At 57.3% G+C, this 23,109-nt stretch carries 16 protein-coding genes and 2 pseudogenes; 9 read left to right on the forward strand and 9 right to left on the reverse strand.

Annotated elements, in window-relative coordinates:
- The first annotated feature begins 136 nt into the window (after positions 1-136).
- The 3 genes from flgM (at position 137) to DJ564_RS24470 (ending at position 1,818) form a co-directional block, all read left to right on the forward strand.
- Positions 137-463 (forward strand): flagellar biosynthesis anti-sigma factor FlgM, encoded by a 327-nt coding sequence (gene flgM / locus DJ564_RS24460; protein WP_109633993.1) that lies wholly within the window; start codon positions 137-139, stop codon positions 461-463.
- Between the two features lie 48 nt (positions 464-511).
- Positions 512-979: a flagella synthesis protein FlgN gene (locus DJ564_RS24465; RefSeq protein WP_109633994.1), complete on the forward strand. Its 468-nt coding sequence runs from the start codon at positions 512-514 to the stop codon at positions 977-979.
- A 92-nt stretch (positions 980-1,071) separates the two neighbouring features.
- Positions 1,072-1,818, forward strand: a complete 747-nt coding sequence (locus tag DJ564_RS24470; protein ID WP_109633996.1) for a flagellar brake protein — start codon at positions 1,072-1,074, stop codon at positions 1,816-1,818.
- A 64-nt stretch (positions 1,819-1,882) separates the two neighbouring features.
- On the opposite strand, the gene DJ564_RS24475 is transcribed toward DJ564_RS24470, so the two are convergent.
- The 4 genes from DJ564_RS24475 to DJ564_RS24490 form a co-directional block, all read right to left on the reverse strand.
- Complete coding sequence (locus DJ564_RS24475) at positions 1,883-3,247, reverse strand: MFS transporter (RefSeq protein WP_109633998.1); 1,365 nt, start codon at positions 3,245-3,247, stop codon at positions 1,883-1,885.
- A 70-nt stretch (positions 3,248-3,317) separates the two neighbouring features.
- Entirely contained in the window at positions 3,318-4,559 is a 1,242-nt protein-coding gene (locus DJ564_RS24480) for a glutamine synthetase family protein (RefSeq protein ID WP_178082355.1), read from the reverse strand.
- 200 nt (positions 4,560-4,759) lie between these two features.
- Positions 4,760-5,452 (reverse strand): sensor histidine kinase KdpD, encoded by a 693-nt coding sequence (locus DJ564_RS24485; protein ID WP_109634001.1) that lies wholly within the window; start codon positions 5,450-5,452, stop codon positions 4,760-4,762.
- Positions 5,449-7,053: a tetratricopeptide repeat-containing response regulator gene (locus DJ564_RS24490; RefSeq protein WP_109634003.1), complete on the reverse strand. Its 1,605-nt coding sequence runs from the start codon at positions 7,051-7,053 to the stop codon at positions 5,449-5,451. Before DJ564_RS24490 ends, DJ564_RS24485 begins: the two co-directional genes overlap by 4 nt.
- 206 nt (positions 7,054-7,259) lie before the next feature.
- Between DJ564_RS24490 and DJ564_RS24495 the strand changes: the two genes are divergently transcribed.
- Positions 7,260-11,408, forward strand: a complete 4,149-nt coding sequence (locus DJ564_RS24495; RefSeq protein WP_109634005.1) for a CheR family methyltransferase — start codon at positions 7,260-7,262, stop codon at positions 11,406-11,408.
- Position 11,409: 1 nt separating this feature from the next.
- On the opposite strand, the gene DJ564_RS24500 is transcribed toward DJ564_RS24495, so the two are convergent.
- Positions 11,410-11,949, reverse strand: coding sequence for a hypothetical protein (locus tag DJ564_RS24500; RefSeq protein WP_109634007.1), 540 nt, complete (start codon positions 11,947-11,949; stop codon positions 11,410-11,412).
- Positions 11,950-12,293: 344 nt separating this feature from the next.
- Here DJ564_RS24500 and DJ564_RS24505 point away from each other — a divergent pair, with 344 nt between their 5' ends.
- Positions 12,294-13,751, forward strand: a complete 1,458-nt coding sequence (locus DJ564_RS24505; protein ID WP_109634009.1) for a site-specific integrase — start codon at positions 12,294-12,296, stop codon at positions 13,749-13,751.
- Positions 13,752-13,991: 240 nt separating this feature from the next.
- On the opposite strand, the gene DJ564_RS24510 is transcribed toward DJ564_RS24505, so the two are convergent.
- Positions 13,992-15,647, reverse strand: coding sequence for a methyl-accepting chemotaxis protein (locus DJ564_RS24510; RefSeq protein WP_109634011.1), 1,656 nt, complete (start codon positions 15,645-15,647; stop codon positions 13,992-13,994).
- Between the two features lie 603 nt (positions 15,648-16,250).
- Between DJ564_RS24510 and DJ564_RS24515 the strand changes: the two are divergent.
- From DJ564_RS24515 to DJ564_RS24530, 4 genes and pseudogenes are all read left to right on the forward strand, one after another.
- Positions 16,251-17,201: pseudogene (locus DJ564_RS24515) on the forward strand (IS1182 family transposase); the annotation flags it as partial.
- A 77-nt stretch (positions 17,202-17,278) separates the two neighbouring features.
- A pseudogene (locus tag DJ564_RS24520) lies at positions 17,279-17,562 on the forward strand (transposase); the annotation flags it as partial.
- Between the two features lie 558 nt (positions 17,563-18,120).
- Positions 18,121-18,438, forward strand: a complete 318-nt coding sequence (locus DJ564_RS32270; protein WP_256597451.1) for a cation transporting ATPase C-terminal domain-containing protein — start codon at positions 18,121-18,123, stop codon at positions 18,436-18,438.
- Between the two features lie 79 nt (positions 18,439-18,517).
- Positions 18,518-19,297, forward strand: a complete 780-nt coding sequence (locus DJ564_RS24530; protein WP_218277767.1) for a ParA family protein — start codon at positions 18,518-18,520, stop codon at positions 19,295-19,297.
- A 90-nt stretch (positions 19,298-19,387) separates the two neighbouring features.
- Here DJ564_RS24530 and DJ564_RS24535 read toward each other — a convergent pair whose 3' ends face one another.
- The 3 genes from DJ564_RS24535 to DJ564_RS24545 all read right to left on the reverse strand — a co-directional run bounded on the left by DJ564_RS24535 (position 19,388) and on the right by DJ564_RS24545 (position 23,100).
- On the reverse strand, positions 19,388-21,484 hold the full coding sequence (locus DJ564_RS24535) for a bifunctional diguanylate cyclase/phosphodiesterase (RefSeq protein WP_109634015.1): 2,097 nt from the start codon (positions 21,482-21,484) through the stop codon (positions 19,388-19,390).
- A gap of 21 nt (positions 21,485-21,505) precedes the next feature.
- Positions 21,506-22,657: a methyl-accepting chemotaxis protein gene (locus tag DJ564_RS32660; protein ID WP_162556237.1), complete on the reverse strand. Its 1,152-nt coding sequence runs from the start codon at positions 22,655-22,657 to the stop codon at positions 21,506-21,508.
- Between the two features lie 68 nt (positions 22,658-22,725).
- Positions 22,726-23,100 carry a response regulator gene (locus DJ564_RS24545; RefSeq protein WP_109634019.1) on the reverse strand — a complete coding sequence of 125 codons (375 nt, stop codon included), beginning with the start codon at positions 23,098-23,100 and terminating at the stop codon, positions 22,726-22,728.
- Positions 23,101-23,109 lie beyond the last annotated feature (9 nt).

Consider the following 23,109-nt stretch of genomic DNA (forward strand, 5'->3'; position numbering starts at 1 on the left):
CGCCCGGCTGTTCCCTAAACTGTGCAGCAGGCAGGACAAGCGCTGGCGCATGCACGCTCATTGATAAATGGGCCTAAAGTTTTCGCAGGGAGAGCCGAAAACATGGCAAGCGTCCAAATACCCAGAGGTTTTTATCATGGTCATCGATTTCAGCCGTTTAAACAGTTCCTCATCACTTACCGGTAGTACGCGTACCAGCACCGCGAAGGAAACTGCCGAAACCGGCAAATCCGCGCCGCTGAATACCCCGGCCGAACAGGCCAGTACCGCCAAAAGCGGGGAATCGGTACACCTCAGCAATGAGGCTCAACAGTTGCAGAAGGTCACTGACAAGCTGCGCGATCAGCCTGCCGTCGACAATGCCCGCGTGGCCGAGTTGAAAGCAGCGATTGCCGATGGCAGCTATAAAGTCGACAGCAACCGTGTAGCCAGCAAACTGCTCAACTTCGAAGCCCAGCGCTAGGCCACGGCCTGCGCCAGGCTTTTGGACGCTTAAACCCCAAGGCCAGCCATGCACGACACTAATTTACTGCAACTGATCACCGACGACTTTGCTCCAGCGCAACACTTGCTGGAGTTACTGCGAACCGAGTCCCTCGCCTTGCACGGTCGTGACATGCCGCTGCTCGAAGATATTCTGGCGCAGAAACAGGCAATGATCATTCTGCTTGAACAGCATGGCCGCAAGCGCAGCGAAATCCTCGCCAGCCTGAACCTGCCGATCAATCGTAGTGGCCTGGAGCAACTCGCCAGCCAGTCGAGCATCGGCGATCAGCTGCTGGAGCAGAGCGACAAACTGACCGATCTCCTGGCTCAATGCCAGGCGGCCAACGTCAACAATGGCCAGTCGATCCTGGTCCAGCAGGCCGCCACGGCCAACCAGCTGAAAATCCTCACCGGCGGCGAACCACCCGCGCTTTATGATGCCCGCGGATCCACCGCCAAGCTTGCGAAGCCGCGTCCGCTCAGTCAGGCTTGAGCCTTTGCATAGACACGCCCTATCAAGACACGAAACATGCTGGCAAAATGCTGGCTCGCCGTAGTCATATTTTGCCTGGAGATTGATGAACCGTGTTCAATACCCAAAGCGCGGAAGACGCCCCGCAGCCACCCAAGGTGCTTACCACACCTCTGGAGATCTCCAGCAACCTGCGCCAGCTTCAGGACAGCCATGACCCGCTGATCATCACCTTCCATGAGCGCACCCAGCGCTTCCAGAGCTATCTGGTGAACGTTGATCGCGACAGCAATACTATCGCCCTGGATGAAATGATCCCGCGTGACGGTGAACGTTTTTTGCTGGCCGGAGAACCGTTCAAGGTTGAAGGCTTTCACGACGGTGTGCGCATCGCCTGGGAAAGCAATGGCACGCTGACCATCGATGAGTCCGACGATACTCGCTGCTATCGTGGCCCCCTGCCCGCTGAAGTGGTCTATCACCAGCGCCGTAATGCGTTCCGTGCGGCGTTGAAACTGGCGCAACTGGTCAGCGTCGAACTGGGCGGTGACAAACTCAAGTCGACCGTGGGCGGCAAGCTGCTGGATATCTCAGCCACCGGCTGCAAACTGCGTTTTGAAGGCGACATCACCGCCAGCCTGCAACTGGGCCAGGTCTATGACCGCTTCGTCGCCGCCCTGCCCTTCGGCAACATGACCGCACCGGTCGAACTGCGTTACCTGCACTTCGAAGAGAAGATCTCCACCACCTTCGCCGGTGTTCGCTTCCATAACATGAGCGGCCTGGTGCAGCGGCAAGTCGAGCGCTTCGTCTATCAGCTTCAACGCGAAGCACGACGTTTCGACAAAGACGACATGTAATACGGCACTTCAACAAAAAACGGGCAGTCCCTTGCGGTGACTGCCCGTTTTTTTATGCGCCCGTTTAAGGCCTGGCTTCGGTGAAGCTTTGCTCGCGACCCGCGTCCGGGTCTTCGGGTGGTGGATCGGTTTCGGGATCCGGCTCGGGTTCCGGCTCAGGGTTGATCGGGTTTTGCATCTGGTCCTGTACGACTTGCTCATCGACCCGTGGGTCAAGGCACGCCACCAGCGGCGAACTCGACATGCTGTCCGGCATGGCCACGTGATGCAGCGGCGCATCTTCGACCTGGTGCAGGTTGGTGACCGCTTTCGGGCGAATCCGCCACACCAGCACCAACGCGAAGAAACTGAAGAAGGCATACAACATGTGGCTGCCGAACAGCTTCATCAGGACCCCGGCCACCAACGGCCCGATACTGGCGCCAACGCCGTAGGTCACCAGCAACATCGCGGTCAGGGACACGCGGCGATCACCTTCGACGTGGTCATTGGAAAACGCCACGGCCAGCGGATACAGGCAGAACATCACCAGCGAACAGAAGAACCCGGCGACAAACAGAACCTCCAGCGGCACCTGCTGCATGATGGCCAGCGGCAACGCGGTCAGGGCCAGGACCACCGCAAAGCAGCGGATCAACAACGCCCGGTCATAACGGTCGGACAGCCAGCCCAACGGCCACTGCACCAGCAGCCCGGCGAAAATGCAGCTACCCATGAACAGACCGACCTGCTCGGTGGATAACCCTTGTTGCGAGGCATACAGCGGCGCCAGACCGTAGAAGGAGCCAATGATCAGCCCCGCCCCCAGCACCGTGCTCAACGACTGCGGCACCCGTTTGATGAAGAACCGCGGTTCCATCGGCGCCGGATGCAAGGGCGCCGGGTGAATCCGCCGGGTCAGTGCCACCGGCACCAGGCACAGCGCGAAGCACAACGCGACCAGCATCAGCAGTTCCAGGCCCAGGGCCGGGTGCATGACCAGAATCAACTGACCAAGTACCAACCCCAGATACGAGGCGATCATGTAGCCGCTGAACACCGCACCGCGCTGCGACGCTTCGGCCTGCTCATTGAGCCAGCTTTCGATGACCATGTACTGGCACATCATGCCGAGGCCGACGATCACCCGCAGGAAAATCCAGGCCGGCAGCCAGTCGACCAGGCCGTGGCCCAACACCGCCGCGCCGACAATCCCGGCGCAGGCCGAATAGGCGCGAATATGCCCGACCCGGGCGATCAGTCGGTGACCGATCTTGCCGCCCAGCACCAGGCCGAAATAGTTGGCCGCCATCAACGCACCGACCCACAGGCTGTCGACGTTATCCGCCGCCAGGCGCAAGCCCAGATACGTACTCAGCAAGCCTGAGCCGATCAACATCATCAGCGAGGCAAAATAAAGCGCTCGAAAAGGTTTCCAGATTTGGCGCATCGGCGTTCCGAGCGGCTCCTTGCGGTGAGAAACGGGCTATCCGAAAAGATAGCCCGAAGACGACAGGTCGTCAGGCCTGGGCCGCCAGGACACGGCGCTCCCAGGGAGTAATTTCATCAAAGAAGCTGGTCAATTCCATGGTCTTCGAAGCGACGTAGCCTTCGATGAACTCCTTGCCAAACAGTTCCTTCGCCAATTGGCTACGTTTCAGACGCTCAAGAGCGGCATGCAAGGTACACGGCAACGAAAGATTATCCGGCACCTCGAATTCGCCCTGGATCGCCTCGCTCGGCTCCAGTTGGTTTTCGATGCCATACAAACCGGCGGCCAGGCTGGCAGCGATCGCCAGGTACGGATTGGCATCGGCCCCCGGCAAGCGGTTCTCGACCCGACGAGCGGCCGGCGAACTGGCGGGAATGCGCAATCCGGCGGCACGATTGTCATGGGACCAGCAGGCGTTGTTCGGCGAGGCAAACGGATGGCACAAGCGCTGATAGGAGTTCACGTTCGGCGCAAACAGCGCGGTGAAATCCGCCATGCCGGACTGCTGGCCACCGATGAAATGACGGAAGGTCGCCGTCGGCTCGCCGGCCTCGTCGCTGAACACGTTACGCCCGCTGCCGATCTCGACGATGCTCTGGTGAATGTGCATCGAACTGCCCGGCGTGTGCGCCAGCGGCTTGGCCATGCACACCACGGTCAAACCGTGCTTGAGCGCGACTTCCTTGAGCAGATGCTTGAACAGGAATGTCTGATCGGCCAGCAACAAAGGATCGCCGTGCAGCAAGTTGATCTCGAACTGACTGACGCCCATCTCGTGCATGAAGGTGTCACGGGGCAAGCCGAGAGCCGCCATGCAGGCGTAGACCTCACTGAAGAACGGCCGCAAGCCATTATTGGAACTGACACTGAACGCCGAATGACCTTCCTCGCGTCGACCGTCCAGTCCCAGCGGCGGCTGGAACGGTTGCGTCGGGTCGGGATTGGGCGCGAACACGAAGAATTCCAGCTCGGTCGCCACCACTGGCGCCAGACCGAGGGCCGCATAGCGGGCGATGACCGCTTTGAGTTGGCCACGGGTCGACAGCTTCGAGCTTTCGCCTGTCAGTTCATCAGCGTCACAAATGGCCAATGCCCGAGGTTGCTGACTCCAGGGCAAGCGGTGGATGTGCGCCGGGTCCGGCACCAGCGCCAGGTCGCCATCATCACTGCCGTAAAAACGTGCAGGCGGGTATCCGCCCATGATGCATTGCAGCAGCACACCCCGCGCCATCTGCAAACGACGTCCTTCGACAAACCCCTCGGCGGTCATCACCTTGCCACGGGGCACGCCGTTCAAATCCGGCGTAACACATTCAATCTCATCAATGCCCGTCAATCGCTGCGCGATTGAACGCTGGCCATCGGTTGTCATGACGCAATCCTTTGTAATTGTGCGAGCCGCGAACGGCGACCCGTACAAAATAGGCTCCGCCTGTTCGGAATATCAAGCAGCGCACACAAAAAGAAACGTCAGGGCAGATAGAGACTGAACACACCGCCGCCCAACGGGCCGCCGTTGCTGATTCGGGTGCGCCCGCCCACGCCATTGCGCTGGTGCAGCGCGGCGATTCGTCCGGCGAAGTACAGGCCCAGGCCGGTGCTGCTACTGCTGTAGTTGATGCCCTGCACATAGTCGGCCTGAAGCTCGATCATCTCGGCCGGGTAACCGTCGCCATCGTCGTTGATGGTCAGCACCCATTCACCAGCCTCGTCGCCGACGCTGATCAACAGCGCCTGACGCGCGTAACGAAGGGCGTTGGTGATGGTGTTGGCCAGCACCGAGGCCACCAGCTCCCGGTCAAAGAAGCCCAGCGGGCTCAGCGGGTCAACTTCATAGGTCGCGACAATGCCGCGACTCGCGAACACTTCCTGATGACAGGCCAGCTGCGCTTCAAGGAAGTCATCCAGATCATGGTAGGCCGGCTGCAACGGCAGCTGATTGACGCCCAACTTGTACAGCCCCAACAACTGCACCAACATGCCGTTGAGGTGAGCGAACTCGTACTCGATGACGCCCTGCTCCGGGCTGTGCCGTTCGGGGTCCGGCAGGCGGGCCAGCCATTGGCTGTGGGCCTGCATCAGCATGGCCAGCGAGTTCTTCATGTCGTGCACGGTGGAGGCAATCACCGTCGAGAAATCCAGTGTCGTGTTGTCTTGGCTCATCCGCTGAACGCCTTGATTTTCAGTTTCTGGTAGCGCGGATAACGCGCGTCGGTGTCGGGCATCATGCCGACCAGTTTCAGGCAGCTCCGACATTCATCCAGCTCGGCCGACGGTACGCTGGTGTCCGTGCCGTGCAGCAGCGACTGCGCCATGTTCAGCGCAATACTGATGTTCTTCGGTTGCATGTGCAGGGCCTTGCGAAACACCGCCCGGGCTTCCGCCAGGTTGCCGGTCTTGTACACCTGCACGCCTTGACGGTTGAGTTCGGAGGCCGCGTTGCTCTGGCTGAGGATCGTCGGGTCATCGGTCAGTTTGGCGATGCCTTGCATCACCACCGGGTCGTCACCGTAGATTTCCGCGCAGTTTTTCAGCATCGACGCGCCGGCGCTCGCCTGACCAAGCATTTGCAGCTGCTTGGCCACCAGCAACGCCGCTTCGGCGCTCATGAACTGCTCCATGCCATCGAGGCGCATCATCGCCTGCTCGGTGAGCTTCTCGGCGGTTTCGGCGTCGTTGAGCAACAGGCTGGTGGCTTTCATCAGGCGCGCACGAATCTGCAAGCCAGGGTCGGAAGGATTCTCCTTGGCCACCAGACTGAGGGTCGTGTTGATTTCCAGACGGGTGCGGGTGTCCAGGCCTTTTTCGCTGCCTTTGCTGATCAAGGCGTGGGCCAGGCCCAGGTTGCTTTCGGCATCCTTGAAACGTGACTGCGCGCCTTGGGACACGGCCTGGCGATAAGCCTTGGAGGCCGTGTCGAAATCCTCGTTGGTCATCGCCAGTTTGCCCAGCAACGCTTGCCGGCGCACGGCCAGCGGCGACAGGCGAATCGCCTCTTCCAAGACTTTCTGTGCGCCCTTGGTATCGCCTTCGACCACCAGCACGTCGGCCATGCCGTCATACAGCGCTGGCATCATCGGAAACACTTTCAGGGCTTTTTCGTAGACGCCCTTGGCCTGACTGACCTGGCCGCGCTTGAACAGCAACTTGCCCAGCCCGGCAAACGCCCACGGCAAGGGACGATCGGCAATGATGCTGTCGTAGAGGCGTTCCAGCGCTTCGTTCTGATTCAGGTCGCGCAAGGCGTCCGCGCGGTAACGCAGGCACAGCGGCGAATAACGGATGTCCTTCTTGCACAGCTCGATGCAGGCATTGAGCACTTCGAGCGGTTTGCCACGATCGAGCGCTTGCAGGATCGGCTTGAGCAGATTCTTGCGTTGTTCCAGGCGTTCCAGGCGCTGGGCCAGGCCGGAACGGTTGAACGGCTTGGTCAGGTACGCATCGGGCTCGTGTTCCAGTGCGCTGAGGACCATGGCCTGACTGGTTTCGGCGGTGACCATGACAAACACACTTTCATGGCTGATCAGCTTCTCGATCATCAAGTCTTCAAGGACTTGCTGGCCGTTCTTCTTGCCGTCGCCCAGGTGGAAATCCTGCAGGATAAAATCGTAGGCCTTCTGCGAACACATGCGCAGCGCCTGCTCCCCGGTGTCCGCGGTGTCGACGTCCTTGACCCCCAGTTCACGCAGCATGGACCTGATGGAACTGCGGAAATCCGAGAAATCATCGACGATCAGAAAACTCTTTTGGTGATACGACAGCATCGAAGATTTCCAGGCAATTTGAGAAGAAGACCATGAGCGTTCGGGTTATCGGCCAGGAGTGCCGTTCCCTTGAGAACTCCAGCCCATCAAGTGTCTCTAAATATTTGAAGGTGTTATTGAAAAACGGGATTATCCTGCTTTATTGGAGTGCGTTTATCTCCTCCTGGGCTCAACTCATCCCCCGTTGCCGGTAAAAGGCTGAAGTCATGACCACCACTCCTCCAACCTCCACCAATCCAGAGCGAAAGGCCCTGAGCCCCAGCACACTGGACTTCCCGGTGGTCGGCATTGGTGCGTCGGCGGGTGGTCTACAAGCCATCAAGCTGTTTTTCGAGAACATGCCCCACGACAACGGCATGGCCTTCGTGATCATTCTTCACCTGTCGCCTGACCACCAGAGCATCGCGGACAAAATCATCCAGGAGTCGACCCGGATGCCGGTGCTGCAGGTCACCGAAACAGTCGCCATCGAGAAAAACCATGTCTACGTCATCTCACCCGCTCAGCGGCTGACCATGAATGACGGCATGCTTGAAGTCAGCAGCAACGACCCGCGCGAAGGGCGCCACGCCTCGATCGATCTGTTCTTCCGCGATCTGGCCGAAGTCCATCGCGAGCGCGCATTCTGCCTGGTGCTGTCGGGCAGCGGTTCAGATGGCGCAGTCGGTTTGTCACGGATCAAGGAGCACGGCGGCATCACCGTGGCCCAGACGCCGGAAGATGCCGAGTTTGACGGCATGCCCCGCGCCGCCATCGAGACCGGCAATGTCGACTTGGTGTTGCCGGTGGTGGAAATGCCGCAAAAGCTGCTGGAGCTGTGGCAAAACTCCCAGGAAATCAGCTTGCCTACCGCCAACGACCCGGAACTGCAAACCTTCGCCTCCGTGTCCGAGCGTGATGCGATACTCGCCGAACAGATGCTCCACGACATTCTGATCCAGTTGCGTACCGGCACCGGCCATGACTTCAAGCACTACAAACGCGCGACCGTGTTGCGGCGGATCGAGCGCCGGATGCAGGTCACCGCGCAACCCGACCTGGGCGCCTATTTCCGCTACCTGCAAAACAATCCCGAAGAAACCAAGTCCCTGCTGGGCGACATGTTGATTGGCGTGACCAACTTCTTCCGCGATCGCGAGGCGTTCGAAGCCCTGGAACGTGACGTGCTGCCGCAACTGGTCAGTGCCGCCGTGTCGGCGCAACCCGAAAAAGAAGAAATCCGCGTCTGGTCCGCCGGCTGCTCCACGGGCGAGGAAGCCTACAGCCTGGCGATGCTGCTCAACGATCAACTGCAACTGGACGCCAGCAAGGCCTCGCTGCAACTGTTCGCCACCGATATCGACGAGCGTGCGATCAGCATCGGCCGAGCCGGCCTGTACCCGCAAGCGATCGTCACCGATGTGCCGCCGACGCGCCTGCGGCATTATTTCGTCAAGGAAGACGACCATTACCGGATTCGCAAGGAGATCCGCGAAAAGGTCTTGTTTGCCAAGCACAGCCTGTTGTCCGACCCGCCCTTCTCGCAGATCGACCTGATCGTCTGCCGCAATCTGCTGATCTATCTGGATCGCGAAGTACAGCGTGAAATCCTGCAGATGTTCCACTTTGCACTGCGCCCAGGCGGTTTCCTGTTCCTGGGCTCTTCCGAGAGCGCGGACGCTTGCCACGAACTGTTCGCCCCGGTGGACAAACGCAACCGCATCTTCCGCGCCAAGACCGGCACCGCCAACAGCCGACGCACCCCGACCATGCCCCGTGGCGGTTACGTGCGTACCAATATTTCCCGTGAGGCACCGCAAAGCGCGGTGCAGCGCAAATTGTCCTTCGCCGACATTCATCAGCGCGCCCTCGAATGCGCCGCGCCACCTAGCATGATTGTCGACGCCAACGCCGACATCCTGCACATGAGCGAAAGTGCCGGGCGCTTCCTGCGCCACGTGGGCGGTGAATTGTCGCGCAACCTGCTGACGCTGATCCTTCCCGAGTTGCGTCTGGAGATTCGCACGACGCTGTTTCAGGTCCAGCAGAGCGGTTTGGTTGTGAAATCCCGCGCGGTGCCGATCAGCCGTGACAACCGGCGCTACAAGGTCGACCTGATGGCGCAACCTTATAAGGACGAAGAGTCGGACGGCGAGTTTGTCCTGGTGATTTTCGAAGAGGCCGAAGTTGATCCTTCGGAACAGGCCGCCACCACCCTGCTGCAAACTGAAAGCCGGGTGCTGTCCAACCTTGAACGCGAACTGCAACGCACCAAACTGCATTTGCAGGACACCATTGAACAATCGGAAGTCTCCAGCGAAGAGCTCAAGGCTTCTAACGAAGAAATGCAGGCGATCAACGAAGAACTACGCTCGGCCACCGAAGAACTGGAAACCAGCAAGGAAGAACTGCAGGCGATCAACGAAGAGCTGCTGACGGTCAACTACGAGCTGAAAACCAAAGTCGAAGAAACCGACAAGATCAACGACTACCTGACCAACCTGATCGCCTCGACCGACATTGCCACGGTGTTCGTCGACCGAAACATGCGGATCAAATGGTTCACGCCGCGCGCCACGGACATCTTCAGCATGTTGCCGGTGGATACCGGCCGCTCGCTGCTCGACATCACCCATCGCCTGCACTACGACGATCTGGCGGGCGACGCGGCATTGGTCTTTGAATCATTGAACATGATCGAGCGCGAGGTCAGCAGCACCGACAACCGCTGGTACATCGCCCGCCTGCTGCCCTACCGCTCCAGCGAAGACCATATCGACGGCACGGTGCTGACCTTCATCGACATCACCAAACGCCGCGCCGCCGAAGAAGAACTGCGCCTGGGCGAAGAACGCATGCGCCTGGTGGCTGAAAGCACCCGTGATTACGCGATCATCACTCTTGATGAGAAAGGGGTGATCACCAGCTGGAACAAAGGCGCCGAGCTGATCTTCGGCCACAGCAAGACCGAAGCCGAAGGCGCTTACTACGATTTCATTTTCTCGCCGGAAGATCGCGCCGCCGGTGTGCCTGAAAACGAACTGCTGGCCGTGCGCACCCACGGCCGCAACGATGACGAGCGCTGGCACATGCGCAAGGATGGCAGCCGGTTCTTTTGCAGTGGCGAGGTGACCCTGCTCAGCGGCGACAACCTGCAAGGCTACGTGAAGATCGCCCGGGACCTGACCGGACACAAACGTCAGCATGAAGCGCAGAGCCAGGAGCTGGCCGAAACCCGCAACACCAATTACCTCAAGGATGAGTTCTTCGCGGTCATGTCCCACGAGCTCAAGCATCCGCTGAACCTGATCCAGCTCAACGCGGAATTGCTGCGACGCCTGCCGGTGACCAAATCCCTGGCGCCCGCCGCCAAGGCCGTGAACACGATCTGCGATGCGGTCAACAGCCAGGCGCGGATCATCGATGACCTGCTGGATGTCGCCCGGGTCCGTACCGGCAAGCTCAAGCTGCAACCGGTAGCCGTCGACCTGGTCAGCGTGCTGCGGGACATCCACACCGTGGTCCTCAACGAGCAGCACGAAACCACGGTCGAGTTGATCGTGCCTTCGCAGCCCTTGATGGTCCGTGCCGACCCGACGCGCCTGGAACAGATCATCTGGAACCTGGTGAACAACGCACTGAAATTTACCCCGCCCACCGGGCACGTGCAGTTGATCGCCAGCCAGGCCGGGAACAAGGTGCGCCTTGACGTCAAAGACGACGGCGCCGGCATCTCTGCCGAGAATCTTGAGCACGTGTTCGACCTGTTTGGGCAGGCCGAAAAGCAACATGCCACGCACAATCGTGAAGGGCTGGGGATTGGCCTTTCGCTGGTTCGTCAATTGACCGAGGCACAACGAGGCACGGTTGAGGTGACCTCACCCGGATTGGGTGCCGGTTGTACGTTCAGCGTCTATTTGCCGCTGGCCAAAACCAATGGTGAAGCTCAAGCCGCCACCCCTGTTGAAGAAGCGGCCGGAAGGTTGAGCGGTTTGACCATCCTGCTGGTCGACGACTCGGCCGACGTGCTGGAAACCTTGAAAATGCTGCTGGAAATGGAAGACGCGCAAGTGATTGCCTTCGACCGCCCGGTAGCCGCTCTGGACGCAGCAAAAAGCACGCACTTCGACCTGATCATTTCGGACCTGGGCATGCCGGTCATGAACGGTCACGAGCTGATGAGCGCATTACGCCAGTTGCCGTTGCTCAAGGATGTGCCGGCCATTGCGCTGACGGGCTACGGTGCCAACAGTGACATTCAGAAATCCCGGCAATCGGGCTTTGACCAGCACATTGGCAAACCGGTGTCTTACGATAACCTGATTGAAACCATCGAGGCGTTGCGACGCTCTTCGAGCTTACCGATCGGCAAATGAGTCAGCGCAAATAGGCGCGCTGCACGCTGATGCGGCGGTCAATCGCCTGGCGCAGTCGCTCCTTGTGGTCCGCCCAGACCGTTGGATCGACTTTGGTGGCGCGCATCAGTTCGAGCATCGCGGCTTTGGCAGCCAGGTATTCCGACCAGGCGTCTTCGGAGCGGATTTTCAAACGCTCACGCTCGGTCATTTCCATGCGCCGCAAGGCCAATGTCGGCTCATCGGTGATCACCGTGCCTAGCGTCAACTGCACCCGGTGCGGCGCGACAAACGCCTGAGTGTCTGCTACCAGCTCCCTCGCCCGCTGAGCGCCCCACTTCAGCGCGATGCAGTAATATTCCTCCGCGCCCCGGTTGTGAAACTCCTCGCAAATTGCCCAGCCACTGTCGGCATAGATGCCGATAAAAACCTGAGTCATGCCCTCTTGGCCAACCCGCGCCTGAACCTCGACCTGCACACCATCGCTGAGGACTTCTTCATGAATGTGGTGAGGTAGCCGGGTGTTGGTCCATAACCAGAAATGTGCGCCTCTGTGTCGCATTGCTTCGCCCCCTCAGTGGTAGGAGGAGTAAGGCACAGCAATGACGGACTTGCCATGTAGATCGTCGGTTGAACGGGCACAAAAAAGCCCCGCGGGAGGATTTCTCCGGCGGGGCTGTTTCTTACAGCGCGAGGCTGAAATCAGATGGTGTCCCAGGGCAGGTTCGAACTGCCAACCTTCCCCTTAGGAGGCATATGCTTTGGTGAGTCAGCTCGATTCTGAACGCGTCCTAAATTGTCACAGCACACTGTTTTTAAAGGGGCGACCTATTCTGCTTGTGTCTTGAGGTTTCACCTTGTAGCGTTCTGCATCATGAGAAGTGGGGACCAAAGTGGGGACTAGAATTGGCCACGAACACTGCCGACAAAAGCGTAAACGATCAGAAACTCAAGGGCATGCTGCCAGATTCCAAGCTGACGGAAAGTTTGCCTGGCCGTTCCCGAGGTAGCCTTTTGTTCAAGCGCAGCCAAAGTGGCGCGATCAGCGCCTACTTCCGCTATCGACTCAACGCAAAGGACACGATGATCTCTCTGGGTCAATATCGCTTGAGCGCCAGAGCGCCGGGACTGGCGCTGTCTGAGCTACGCGACAAAGCGGCAGAGATGGCATTGATTGCTTCCGAGCACGGCGACGTAAAGGTGTACCTGGCGATCAAAGCCGCCGCAGAGAAAACACAACGACAAGCTGTAGTGCTCGCGCAGCAGCTTGCGACCCGACAAGGTAGCTTCGAAGAACTACTAAATGCATATGTCAAAGATCTGACCGCTCGCGGCAAGGTTAAGGCAAAAGAAGTCGAGCGCCTATTTCAGACACACGTGATTCAGCACCACCCAGATCTGATGGCGCATCCAGCAAAGTCCATCAGCGGCGAAGACATTCATTTAGTGATGAGCGCGCTGCTCGCTCGCAAGCCAAAAGGTCGTGGTATCGGGAACAAAGCGAAAACGGCAAATACTGACATGCGATCAACAGCTGCCAGCGTCCACCGATATCTAAAGGCTGCATTCAGCTATGGCGGCAAGGCACACCTTTCCTTGGATCGAGATGTAAGTGATTCGAAAGTTTTCGACATCGGGGTCAATCCAGCTACCAAGGTCCCTACCCTTGCTAATACACGCGGCGGTCAGACTGAATCCCTGACGCCAGAAGAGTTTGGTGAGCTTTTACGTCACTTGGATACCCTGCCTCCCCGAGAGATGGCGATCTGCAAAGGTTTAATCTACCTGGGCGGCCAACGAATGGAGCAACTGCTCCGTGTGACCTGGGAGGATACGTCCGATGACCTTCTGCACCTTACCGACGGAAAAGGTCAAAAGACTCAAGCATGGGATCACCTGCTACCCCTGACCGCCAGGATTAAACAAATCCTGACGCCTTTGTTTGAGAGCAAGATTGGGCCTGGCCCGTTTTGTATTGGCCGGCGCTGTATTCGTCCGGATACAGCGGGCAAGCGATTCAGTGATGCTGGAAAAGCTTTGAGTGGCTCCGGTAAAACGCGATATTTCAGTTACGCGAACGTCCGGGTAAGTGCTGAAACGCTGATGGCTGCACTTGGAATTACAAAGGAAATCCGTAGCTGGCTGTTATCTCACGGACGCAACGATGTGCAATCGATTCACTACGATCGATACAGCTATCTACCAGAGAAAAAGGCTGCTCTGGAGTTATGGGGTAGATACCTAGACTGTTTGTATGCGGAGAAAGAGTGGGATCAAGGCAAGGTTATTTTGCTCAGCCGAAAGCGGCCTCAGGAGATCACAAAAGCTGACGCCGTGATTCGACTTGACCAACAGGAGCCGTAGTGACGACAGACAGAGAGCGGACAATTGCTGCCAACCACGAAGGGCCGCAATCACAACCCAAAGCTGATGGTGGCGACAGACAGAAATCGGCCAAAAGCAGACGCTCAAAAATGGCAGGTATTGCAAAATTGGGGTCGGACCAAAAATCCGTCCCCTTTTTTCTTGGGGCTGTCCCGTCCTGCGTCTAACCGGGGGCCATTTTTCGCAACAACGCGGCTCGCGATGAGACGGCAACAGACCCTAGAGCTGAAAGCGCGAGATGTTCTCTCGCAATGTCACGCTGGTGCGTGCCAGTCCTTCGCTTTCCTGCTGAGCGCTGCGGAAGGCTGCAGCGGATTGCTCGGCGCTTTCGCTGACGGTCACGATGCCCCGGCTGATCTGCTCGGCAACGGTACTCTGCTGCTCGGCGGCAGCGGCGATTTGGTGGTTCATGCCGTTGATCCGCTCGATCATGGTTACGATCGTGCTTACCGCGTCACCGGCCTCGGAAACGCCGGACACCGACTGCGCACTGGAGTGCTTGCAGCGTTGCATATGCTGCGAGGTCTCGTCGGCAATTTTCTGCAGACTGGCGATCAGCCCCTCAATCTCTGAGGTGGCCTTCTGGGTACGCTGTGCCAGGCTGCGCACCTCGTCGGCTACCACCGCGAAGCCGCGTCCGGCCTCGCCAGCACGGGCAGCCTCGATGGCTGCATTGAGGGCCAGCAGGTTGGTCTGGTCGGCCACCGACTTGATCACTTCAAGCACGCCGCCGATATTGCCGGTTTCATTCTTCAGCCGGCCCATGGCCATGTTGGACTGTTCGATTGTCTCGGCCAGCTCGCCGATCATGTTGACGGCATCTTTGGCCTTCTGCTGGCTGTACAGGGCCGCGCTATCGGCCTCGCTGGCGGCACTGGCGGCGGATTCGGCATTGCGCGCGACATCCTGCACGGTGGCGGCCATTTGGTGAACGGCGGTGACGATCTGCTCGACCTCGCACTGTGCCATGGCCACGCTTTCGGCGTTTCTCAGGCTCGATTGGCTAAGCTCCTGGCTGGATTCGGCCACGGTCTGTGAGGACAGGTTTATGCCCTTGGTCATGTCCCGTAGGTTCTCCTGCATGCTTAGCAGGGCGGCCATTATGCTGGCTTGTGGTGGCTCAATCGTGCGCTCGATAGCGCGCAAATCGCCCTGGGCAACGCGTTGGGCGAGCTGGTTGAGTTCACTCGGTTCGGCACCCAGCGCGCGCAGCAGGTTGCGGCTGATGACGTAGCCCAGTACCGCTGCTAGTAAGACGGCCAGCGCAGTAATGGCGAGCAGCAGGTTGCGTTGTGACAGATAGTTTGCGTCATTTTCGCTGACCTGCAGGTCTGCCTTCTGGTTGGTGTAGCGCAGGTATTCGCCAATTGCCTGGGTCAGCTCGGCCAGTAATGGTGTGCACTGCTCGCTGACCATGCGCAGGGCCTCGTCGTTTTCACCCTTGAACAGGTGTTCGGCAATGGTTTGCGCTACCGGTTTGTAGCGGCTCTCGACCTGCTCGATGGTTGAGAACAGTTCACGTGCTTTGGGCGACACATCATCATGGTTATCAATTGCCTGGCGTAGGGCGGCGAGGCTGCTGGCCACCATTTGTTCGTTGACGGCAATCGCGCCCCGCTGCTGTCCTCTCGCGGTGACATTGCTGTTCAAGGCGATGTTACGCAGGGCAATCGCGCGCTGGGCGGCGGCGTCGTTCAGTGTGTTGGCCAGGCGGGTGCGTGCATCAACGCCATTAACGTAGAGAAAAAAGTCCTTATTGCTGTTAGCCAGGGCGTACAGCGAGATAGCGGCGATCAGCAACATAAACGCTAGCAGGCTGGCATAGCCGGCATAGAGACTGCTCCGTGTAGAGAGCCGGGGAGTGTGCGATGGCATGATGTACCTGCGTAATGGGAGGAGCAATTTAGGGACACCTGCAAGGGTATGTATTCGCCCTTAGTCCGCATCCTGCGCAGGTATTCTTTTGTTCGACGGCAACGAGTAGCGGCGTTATTTCCTGGCTAGTTTGAACTTGTACAAATGTTGATACTTGTACAAGTCTTGTACAGCTATATTGGTATGATGTCGTCATGACATCATTCAATCCCGATGAACGGTCAGTAACCTCCGGTTTCTGGCAGGCGCGAGAAATAGAGGTCTGGCTATCGGGCTGACTACTGTTTGGCGGCGATACAGCCCAAGACCATCTTTGGGCCAATAGAATCCTGCGAGCGCTGTAAAAATGCGTAGCGCTATTTCTGTACAGGTATTTTGTATGGGGGGGAGCTAGGGCGCGCTAATTGTGAGCATGCGCTGCGCTAGGGGCTGTTGCCGTTTCATCGCGAGCCGCGTTGCTGCGAGAAATGGCTCCCGGTTATGCGGGGCGAGTTCATTCTCGGATCTCCATGCGAGATGGCGGGGCAGGTTTGCCCAACGTGCGGCGAGGGGGTTATGCAAATGGCGAGCGATGGCGTTGACTGCCCCACTTGCGGGACATTCATGCCGGCGCAAGTGACGTTGCTGCCGGAGTGTCTGGACGATTACGTAGCCGAAGAAAATCCAGTGCGCGTGGTTGACGTTTTTGTCGATGAACTCGACCTGGAGGCGCTTGGTTCTGAGGGCGTCGATCCTGCCGCAACGGGTCGTCCGGCCTACCACCCAGCGGTGTTGCTGAAGATCTATATCTACGGCTACCTCAATCGGATTCAGTCCAGCCGTCGGCTTGAGCGTGAGGCCGAGCGCAACGTCGAGTTGATGTGGTTAACGGGGCGTTTGGCCCCGGACTTCAAAACCATTGCCGACTTTCGCAAGGACAACGGCAAAGCCATTCGCAGCGTATGCCGCCAGTTCGTAGTTCTTTGCCGCAACCTCAATCTCTTCTCCCAATCGATCATCGCCATCGACGGCAGCAAATTCAAAGCCGTCAATAATCGCGACCGCAACTTCACTCAGGGCAAGGTGAAGGCACGCACGCAGCAGATCGAGCAGAGCATTGATCGATATCTGGCGGCGATGGATTCGGCGGATCGGGCAACGCCCGAAGTGGCCGAGGCCAAAGCAGAGCGGCTTAAAGAAAAGATAGAAACACTGAAAAAGCAGATGCAGAAACTCAAGGACATCGAGGCGCAGCTCCACGAAAGTCCAGACCAGCAGATCTCCCTCACAGACCCAGATGCACGCTCAATGGCTACGAGCGGCCGAGGCACCGGAACGGTTGGCTACAATGTACAAACAGCTGTCGACGACAAACACCATCTGATCGTTGCCCATGAGGTGACCAACGTTGGTAATGATCGTGGGCAACTGAGCAATATGGCGAGCCAGGCGCGTGAAGAAATCGAGGCTGAATCGCTAACGGTGGTGGCCGACCGAGGCTATTACAAAGGTCTGGAAATCCTTGCTTGCGAGCAAGCCGGCATCACTACCTGCCTGGTTAGGTCTCGTAACTCGTTAGCATTCCAGCGTTGGAAGGCTAACGTTACTAGGCGTCAGCAAGCGAGAAGACTCGAGTTTGCGAACCTTTTGCGCTGGGACTGACACCGAAGCAACACAGTTCTGGTGGTAAGGATCGATTGCTCGGTATCAGCAAGCGCGGTGATGCATATCTGCGAACATTATTGGTGCATGGACACGCTCGGCGCTACGCACAGCCAAATCTAAAGAGGATCGACTCAGCCAGTGGACCGTTCGTTTAGACGAGCGATCGCATCCCAATGTGGCCGGTATTGCGCTGGCCAACAAAACTGCATGCATGGCTTGGGCGATGCTGCGTCACGGCAATGATTACCAACCGGATCAGGCAGCGGCCTAATCTATTTACCCGACGTGTTCCACGTCAGAAACAACTCTTAATCACGATTGCAAAGCAGCCTGAACGATGGCAAACCGGTCGAACCGGCGTCGGCAAAAGCCTCTAATGTCTAAGTGCGAAAAGCACGAAAAAGCAATCGGGAGCTGACGCGCGAATAGCCCATCATGGCCCTGCATCGAAACGATGCCGTATTTAGAGGCCGAATATACGTGTGCAGTCGGCACGGGAGCCCAAGCAAAGGGGCTTGCAATGAGGAGGAGTCCATATACAGTCATTCAATACGTCTAAAAAATATGGCCGATTCAATGATGCTGGCCGATGGCAACTTCGCCACCATCGTCATCGCTGTGTGTGAAGGACGCGCAATTCTGGGCAACATCCGAAAGTGTCTTCGCTACCTGCTTTCCTCAAACATGGGGGAAGTACTGACGGTCTTTCTTGCGGTGATCAGTGCCAGTTTGATTGGACAGGTAGACTCCAATGGCGCAATAGTGCTGCCTACTGATCACCCAGATTCTTTGGATCAACCTGATTACCGATGCTGCACCGGCTTTGGTCATGGGCATCGACCCACAGAACGAAGATGTAATGGCCCGGCGCCCTCGCCGCCCGACTGATCGGATTATTGATGCGCGTATGTGGCATTGGGTGCTGCAAATCGGCCTGGTAATGGCTCTAGCCAGCTTGGTGACCTTTGAATTGTTGCTGCCGGGCGGCCTTATACCGGGCAGTGCCTCAGTTGAGTCGGCCCGAACCGGCGCTTTTACCGTGCTGGATCTCGCGCAGTTGTTCAACTCACTTAACGCGCGATCCGAATCGGTCAGTGCCTTCAGGGGGGGGTCGACAATCGGTGGCTGTGGGGCGCTATCGCTCTGAGCATTACCTTGCAGGCGGTGGTTGTTTATTATTGACCTTCGCCCGCCATCGCTTTGTCCTTTAAATAATGAGTAGCGTTGTGGCAAAAAAAACAACCCAGGTTATAGCTGTATCCAACCGCAAAGGCGGTGCTGGTAAAACGACAGTCGCGGTCAACCTGGCTGCAGAGCTTGCCGCGCTTGGAAAACACGTGTTGCTGATCGACCTTGACTCACAAGGCCATTGCGCTGTGGGGCTTGGACTGAGACATGTGGCCGGTGATGCCAGCGTGCATGACTTATTTCGTGGTCAGCCACGCGGGGTGCTCGACAGTATAAAAAACACGCAAGTAGAGCGTCTTGATATCGCACCGGCTGATCAGATGTTCGATCATGGTGGCGCCTCCCAAGACCATGCCAGTCTGGCAAGGGCGCTAGACGATGAAGACCTTAGGTCGCGTTACGAATATATTATTATTGATACGCCGCCATCATTAGACAGCTTACTGCTCAATGCATTGACTGCCGCAGACTGGGTATTGATTCCCTACATTCCCCAAGCGCTTTCGCTAGAAGGGGTTAAGCAGTTGATGCGGGTATTGTTCAAACTGATCTCGGCACAGAGTTCACATCTGCGCATTCTGGGTTTTTTGCCTATACAAGTTCACGGACAGGTGCGCTCACACCGCAAGGTCACGGGCGAAATCGCCCGTCAATTCGGCAGCCTGCGCCTGCTTGGGGGCATCCGCAGTGATGTGCGTCTGGCCGAATCGTTCGCAGCTGGCCAGCCCATCCGCCTATTCGGGCCTAAATGCCGTGCCGCCGAAGACTTTGTCGGGCTGGCCCGTCATCTGCTGGACATTATGAACAAGGAAGCCTAGGTATTGGACAGTATCCGCTGGATGTGGGGTTCATGGAGCGGAGACATTGGACAAGCGTAAGGCTCGATAAGCGCTTCATTTATTCAGCGTCTATCTAGCTTTCAAGAAAACCAGCAATTCAGCGAATGGCATTGGCCTGGCAAAGTAGTAGCCCTGGAAGGTGTCGCAACCAGCTTGCTTGAGAAAGGCACTCTGCGCTTCTGTTTCTACGCCTTCAGCGATCACCTTCATGCGCAAATGGTGAGCCATCGAAATGATGCCCTGAGTAATAGCTGCATCATCTTTATCGGTGATGATGTCGGTTATGAATGCACGGTCGATTTTTACTTTGCTTATCGGTAAGCGTTTCAAGTAGCTGAGACTTGAATAGCCTGTACCAAAGTCATCAATCGCAATGCCGATGCCAAGCTCTCTGAGTTTGTGCAGGTATCCGATGGCTTGGTCGCAATCGTTGAGGAGCACTGACTCGGTTATCTCCAGCTCCAACTGATTGGGGTTAAGATCATTTTGTTGCAAAGCAGTCAGGATGCTGTCTAGGAAGTCTTTACGGCGAAAGTGCACAGGCGAGATATTCACGGCCATAGTCAGAGTGTTCATGCCCAATTCGGCAAGCTGCCGAGCCTGCCGGCAGGCAGTGTCCAGCACCCACAGACTGATCGGAATAATTTGTCCGGTTTCTTCGGCTACCGATATAAATGCCATGGGTGAGATGAAACCACGGGTCGCGTGCTTCCAGCGGATCAGTGCTTCCATGCCAATTACCTGGCCGCTGCGGCTATCGATCTGCGGTTGGTAGTAGAGCTCGAAGCCGTCTTCCTCAATTGCTTTTTGCAACTCACCGCGCAGCCTTACACGTTCGTGCACAACCTTGCTCAGGTCATTGGTGAACCACTGGTAGTTATTGCGCCCTTCCTGTTTGGCCTTGTACATGGCCATATCGGCTTGCTGGATGAGCTCCATGGGGGATTCAATGCTGCCGTCGTTGAGCGTGATACCAATACTCGCGCTGGTATGAAAGGCGCTGCCATCGACATGGTAGGGATGTGACAACGCACAGAGTATCCGCTCGGTGATCGGGACAACGTCTTCTTCCTGGGCCAAGTCAGCGAGCAGCACAACGAATTCATCGCCGCCGATTCGCGCTACGGTGTCGCCCGGACGAATCTGTTCACACAGGCGTCTTGCAACTTCTTTGAGAACTTGGTCACCAAAATGGTGGCCGTTGGAGTCATTGACCTGCTTGAAGCAGTCAAGGTCAATAAACATGACGGCAATGCAACGATCAAAACGCAGAGCCACCTGGCAGCTTTGCGTCAGGCGGTCTTCGAGCAGTGTGCGGTTGGGCAGGCCGGTGAGTACATCATGGCTGGCATTAAAACTGAGCTCGTCCTGGTAACGCCGTTCTTCGCTGATGTCGTTCTGCACGCCGACGAAGTGGGTGACTGTATTGGCATCATCAAGTATGGGGGAGAGATAAAGGTCATTCAAAAACTGCGAGCCATCTTTGCGGTAGTTACGCAGTACGACGTGAATATCGCTGCAGCTCGCCAGCCCTTGGCGAATAGTGGTGACGCCTTTCTGGTTAAAGTCAGTGCCCTGAAGAAAGCGGCAGTTCTGGCCGATTACTTCGTCACTACTGTAACCGGTGATTCGCTCGAATGCATAATTCACGTAGATAATTGGCTGATCCGCCGCCAGCACGTCGACAATTACCACACCGTTATAACTGGACTCCAGGCAGCGTTTGAACATGCGCAACTGCCGTTCATAATCCTTGCGCTCAGTAATATCGCGGGCCGAGCAGTAAATTACCTGTTCCTTACTTAAGGCCGCGCTGAGCTGCAGCCAGTGCAGTCCCAGCTGTCGGTCCCAGACACGAAAGTTCAGCTCACGAATCAAGTGCCCATCCTGCAGCTGCTCGATTGCCCCTCTGACTATGGGTTGATCCTCAGTGTGCACCAGGGTCATGTAAAGTTTGCCGATCAGTTCATCCTCACGGTACTGCAGGGTGTCGGCAAATGCCCTATTCACCTGAACCAGCTCCCCTGACAAACTGACAGTGCAGAACATCTCCAGTGACAGGTCAAAAAACTGGTTGCGCTCGCGCATAACAATGTCGCCCAGGCGCTTTTCCACACGTTTTGCCGAAAGTAGTTGAGCAATGGATGTAGCTGCTTGATATCCCATGAGGCCTCCCAGAATTTGATCTTAAAAAAGTTCAATTTTAGGCAGCGTCGATTTATCTTTGCCCCCGCTAGGTGCGTGCAAGAACTCCTCCTCGAGATAGTCCTTCAACAGTTGTTCCATTTCCTCGGCCGCCACACCACTGACTAATACTGGCAACCAGCGAGCTCTAAGTTGTTCACGCCGAGACTGACAGCCGATAACCCGTTCAATACGCTGGCGGACGATATCCTGCACCTGGAGATTGCCCAGCATCTCGGCGATCTCGCCAGCCAGGGTCGAATTGTGCCGGCGAACCACCGTATACAGCGTCTTGTAGTACTGACGCATATCCTCCTGGCTGTGGTGCAGAGATTTGAGCGAGGCGACAATGCGTGCGGCCTCGGTTGAGCGGCCATTGGCAGACCCCTGAAAAGCTTGGAGACCATCACGGACTGTCTGCTGCATGGCATCTAGGCCATTCTGGATGGCCAAGGCGGCTTCACGGGTGCGTTCCGATAATTTACGCACCTCATCCGCCACCACCGTGAAACCACGCCCTGCCTCGCCGGCGCGAGCAGACTCAATACAGGCATTGATAGCCAGCATGTCCGTCTGTTTGCTTATGGACTGGATCAGCGCACTCAAGGTCTTTAGGCTACCGACTTTGTCATATGCCCCTTCGATGATGCCCATATCACGCTGCATAATCACAGGTAGCTCTTCGACGAAACGGCATACATCAGCAATGAACAGCAAGCTGCCGTCAATTTCACGCTCCATGCTCGCCGCCTCGCTACCCGATTGCTGAAGGTATTCAATCAGGTGTAATGCATCGGTATTCAGGCGCCCCACCTTATCGACCAGAGCCAGCGCGCTCGACTCACTGTCGGCGATCACGCTCGTCAACTGCGTAGCCATTGCCTCATCCAGGGACTCGGATAGCCCACGGGCACGCTCGCTCTCAAGCCGCAGCCGCTCCAGAAGCAAGTTCTGCTGCGCCGCCGCGTGGTCAAGAGCCTGCGCGGAAGCACGCTGCACACCCCGGTAAAGGCCAAACAGGGTTAGGAGCATCACTGCACCTACCAGCAGCAACAGGAGCCCTAGACGGGCCGCCAAAGGCAGTAATGCAAGCGTGCTATCCAACAAGCCCACAGCAAAACCAACCGCTGCTATCGCCGCCAGACCGCCAACCATAAAGGGCCCACAGCGAACATCAGACCGTAGGTCTGGCGTTAGCACAGCATCCCAAGCTGTATTCATATTCAGACCCCCGGTAACACCTGTTTGATCACCTGCAAAAGGTCAGCGCCACCGACTGGCTTGACCAGCCACCCTGTTGCACCCAGGCGCTTTGCCTCCTCACGCTTGCCTTGCTGGCTTTCCGTGGTGAGAGCGAGGATCGGCATAAAGCGAAAACCAGGCAAGCTACGCACCTGCTGGATAAGCTCAATGCCGCCCATATTCGGCATGTTGATATCGGTGATGATCAGGTCCGGCTTATAACCCGTTTTTAGTTTGGCCAGCGCTTTCACCCCGTCCTCGGCAGTTTCAACGGCAAAGCCACTCATCTCTAGATTTGTTCTCACGCTCATCAACATCGTGACCGAGTCGTCCACCAACATAATGCGTTTGCTCATCAGGTATAC

Origin of the sequence: Pseudomonas sp. 31-12 (assembly GCF_003151075.1) — a bacterium.
Taxonomy (GTDB): Bacteria; Pseudomonadota; Gammaproteobacteria; order Pseudomonadales; family Pseudomonadaceae; genus Aquipseudomonas.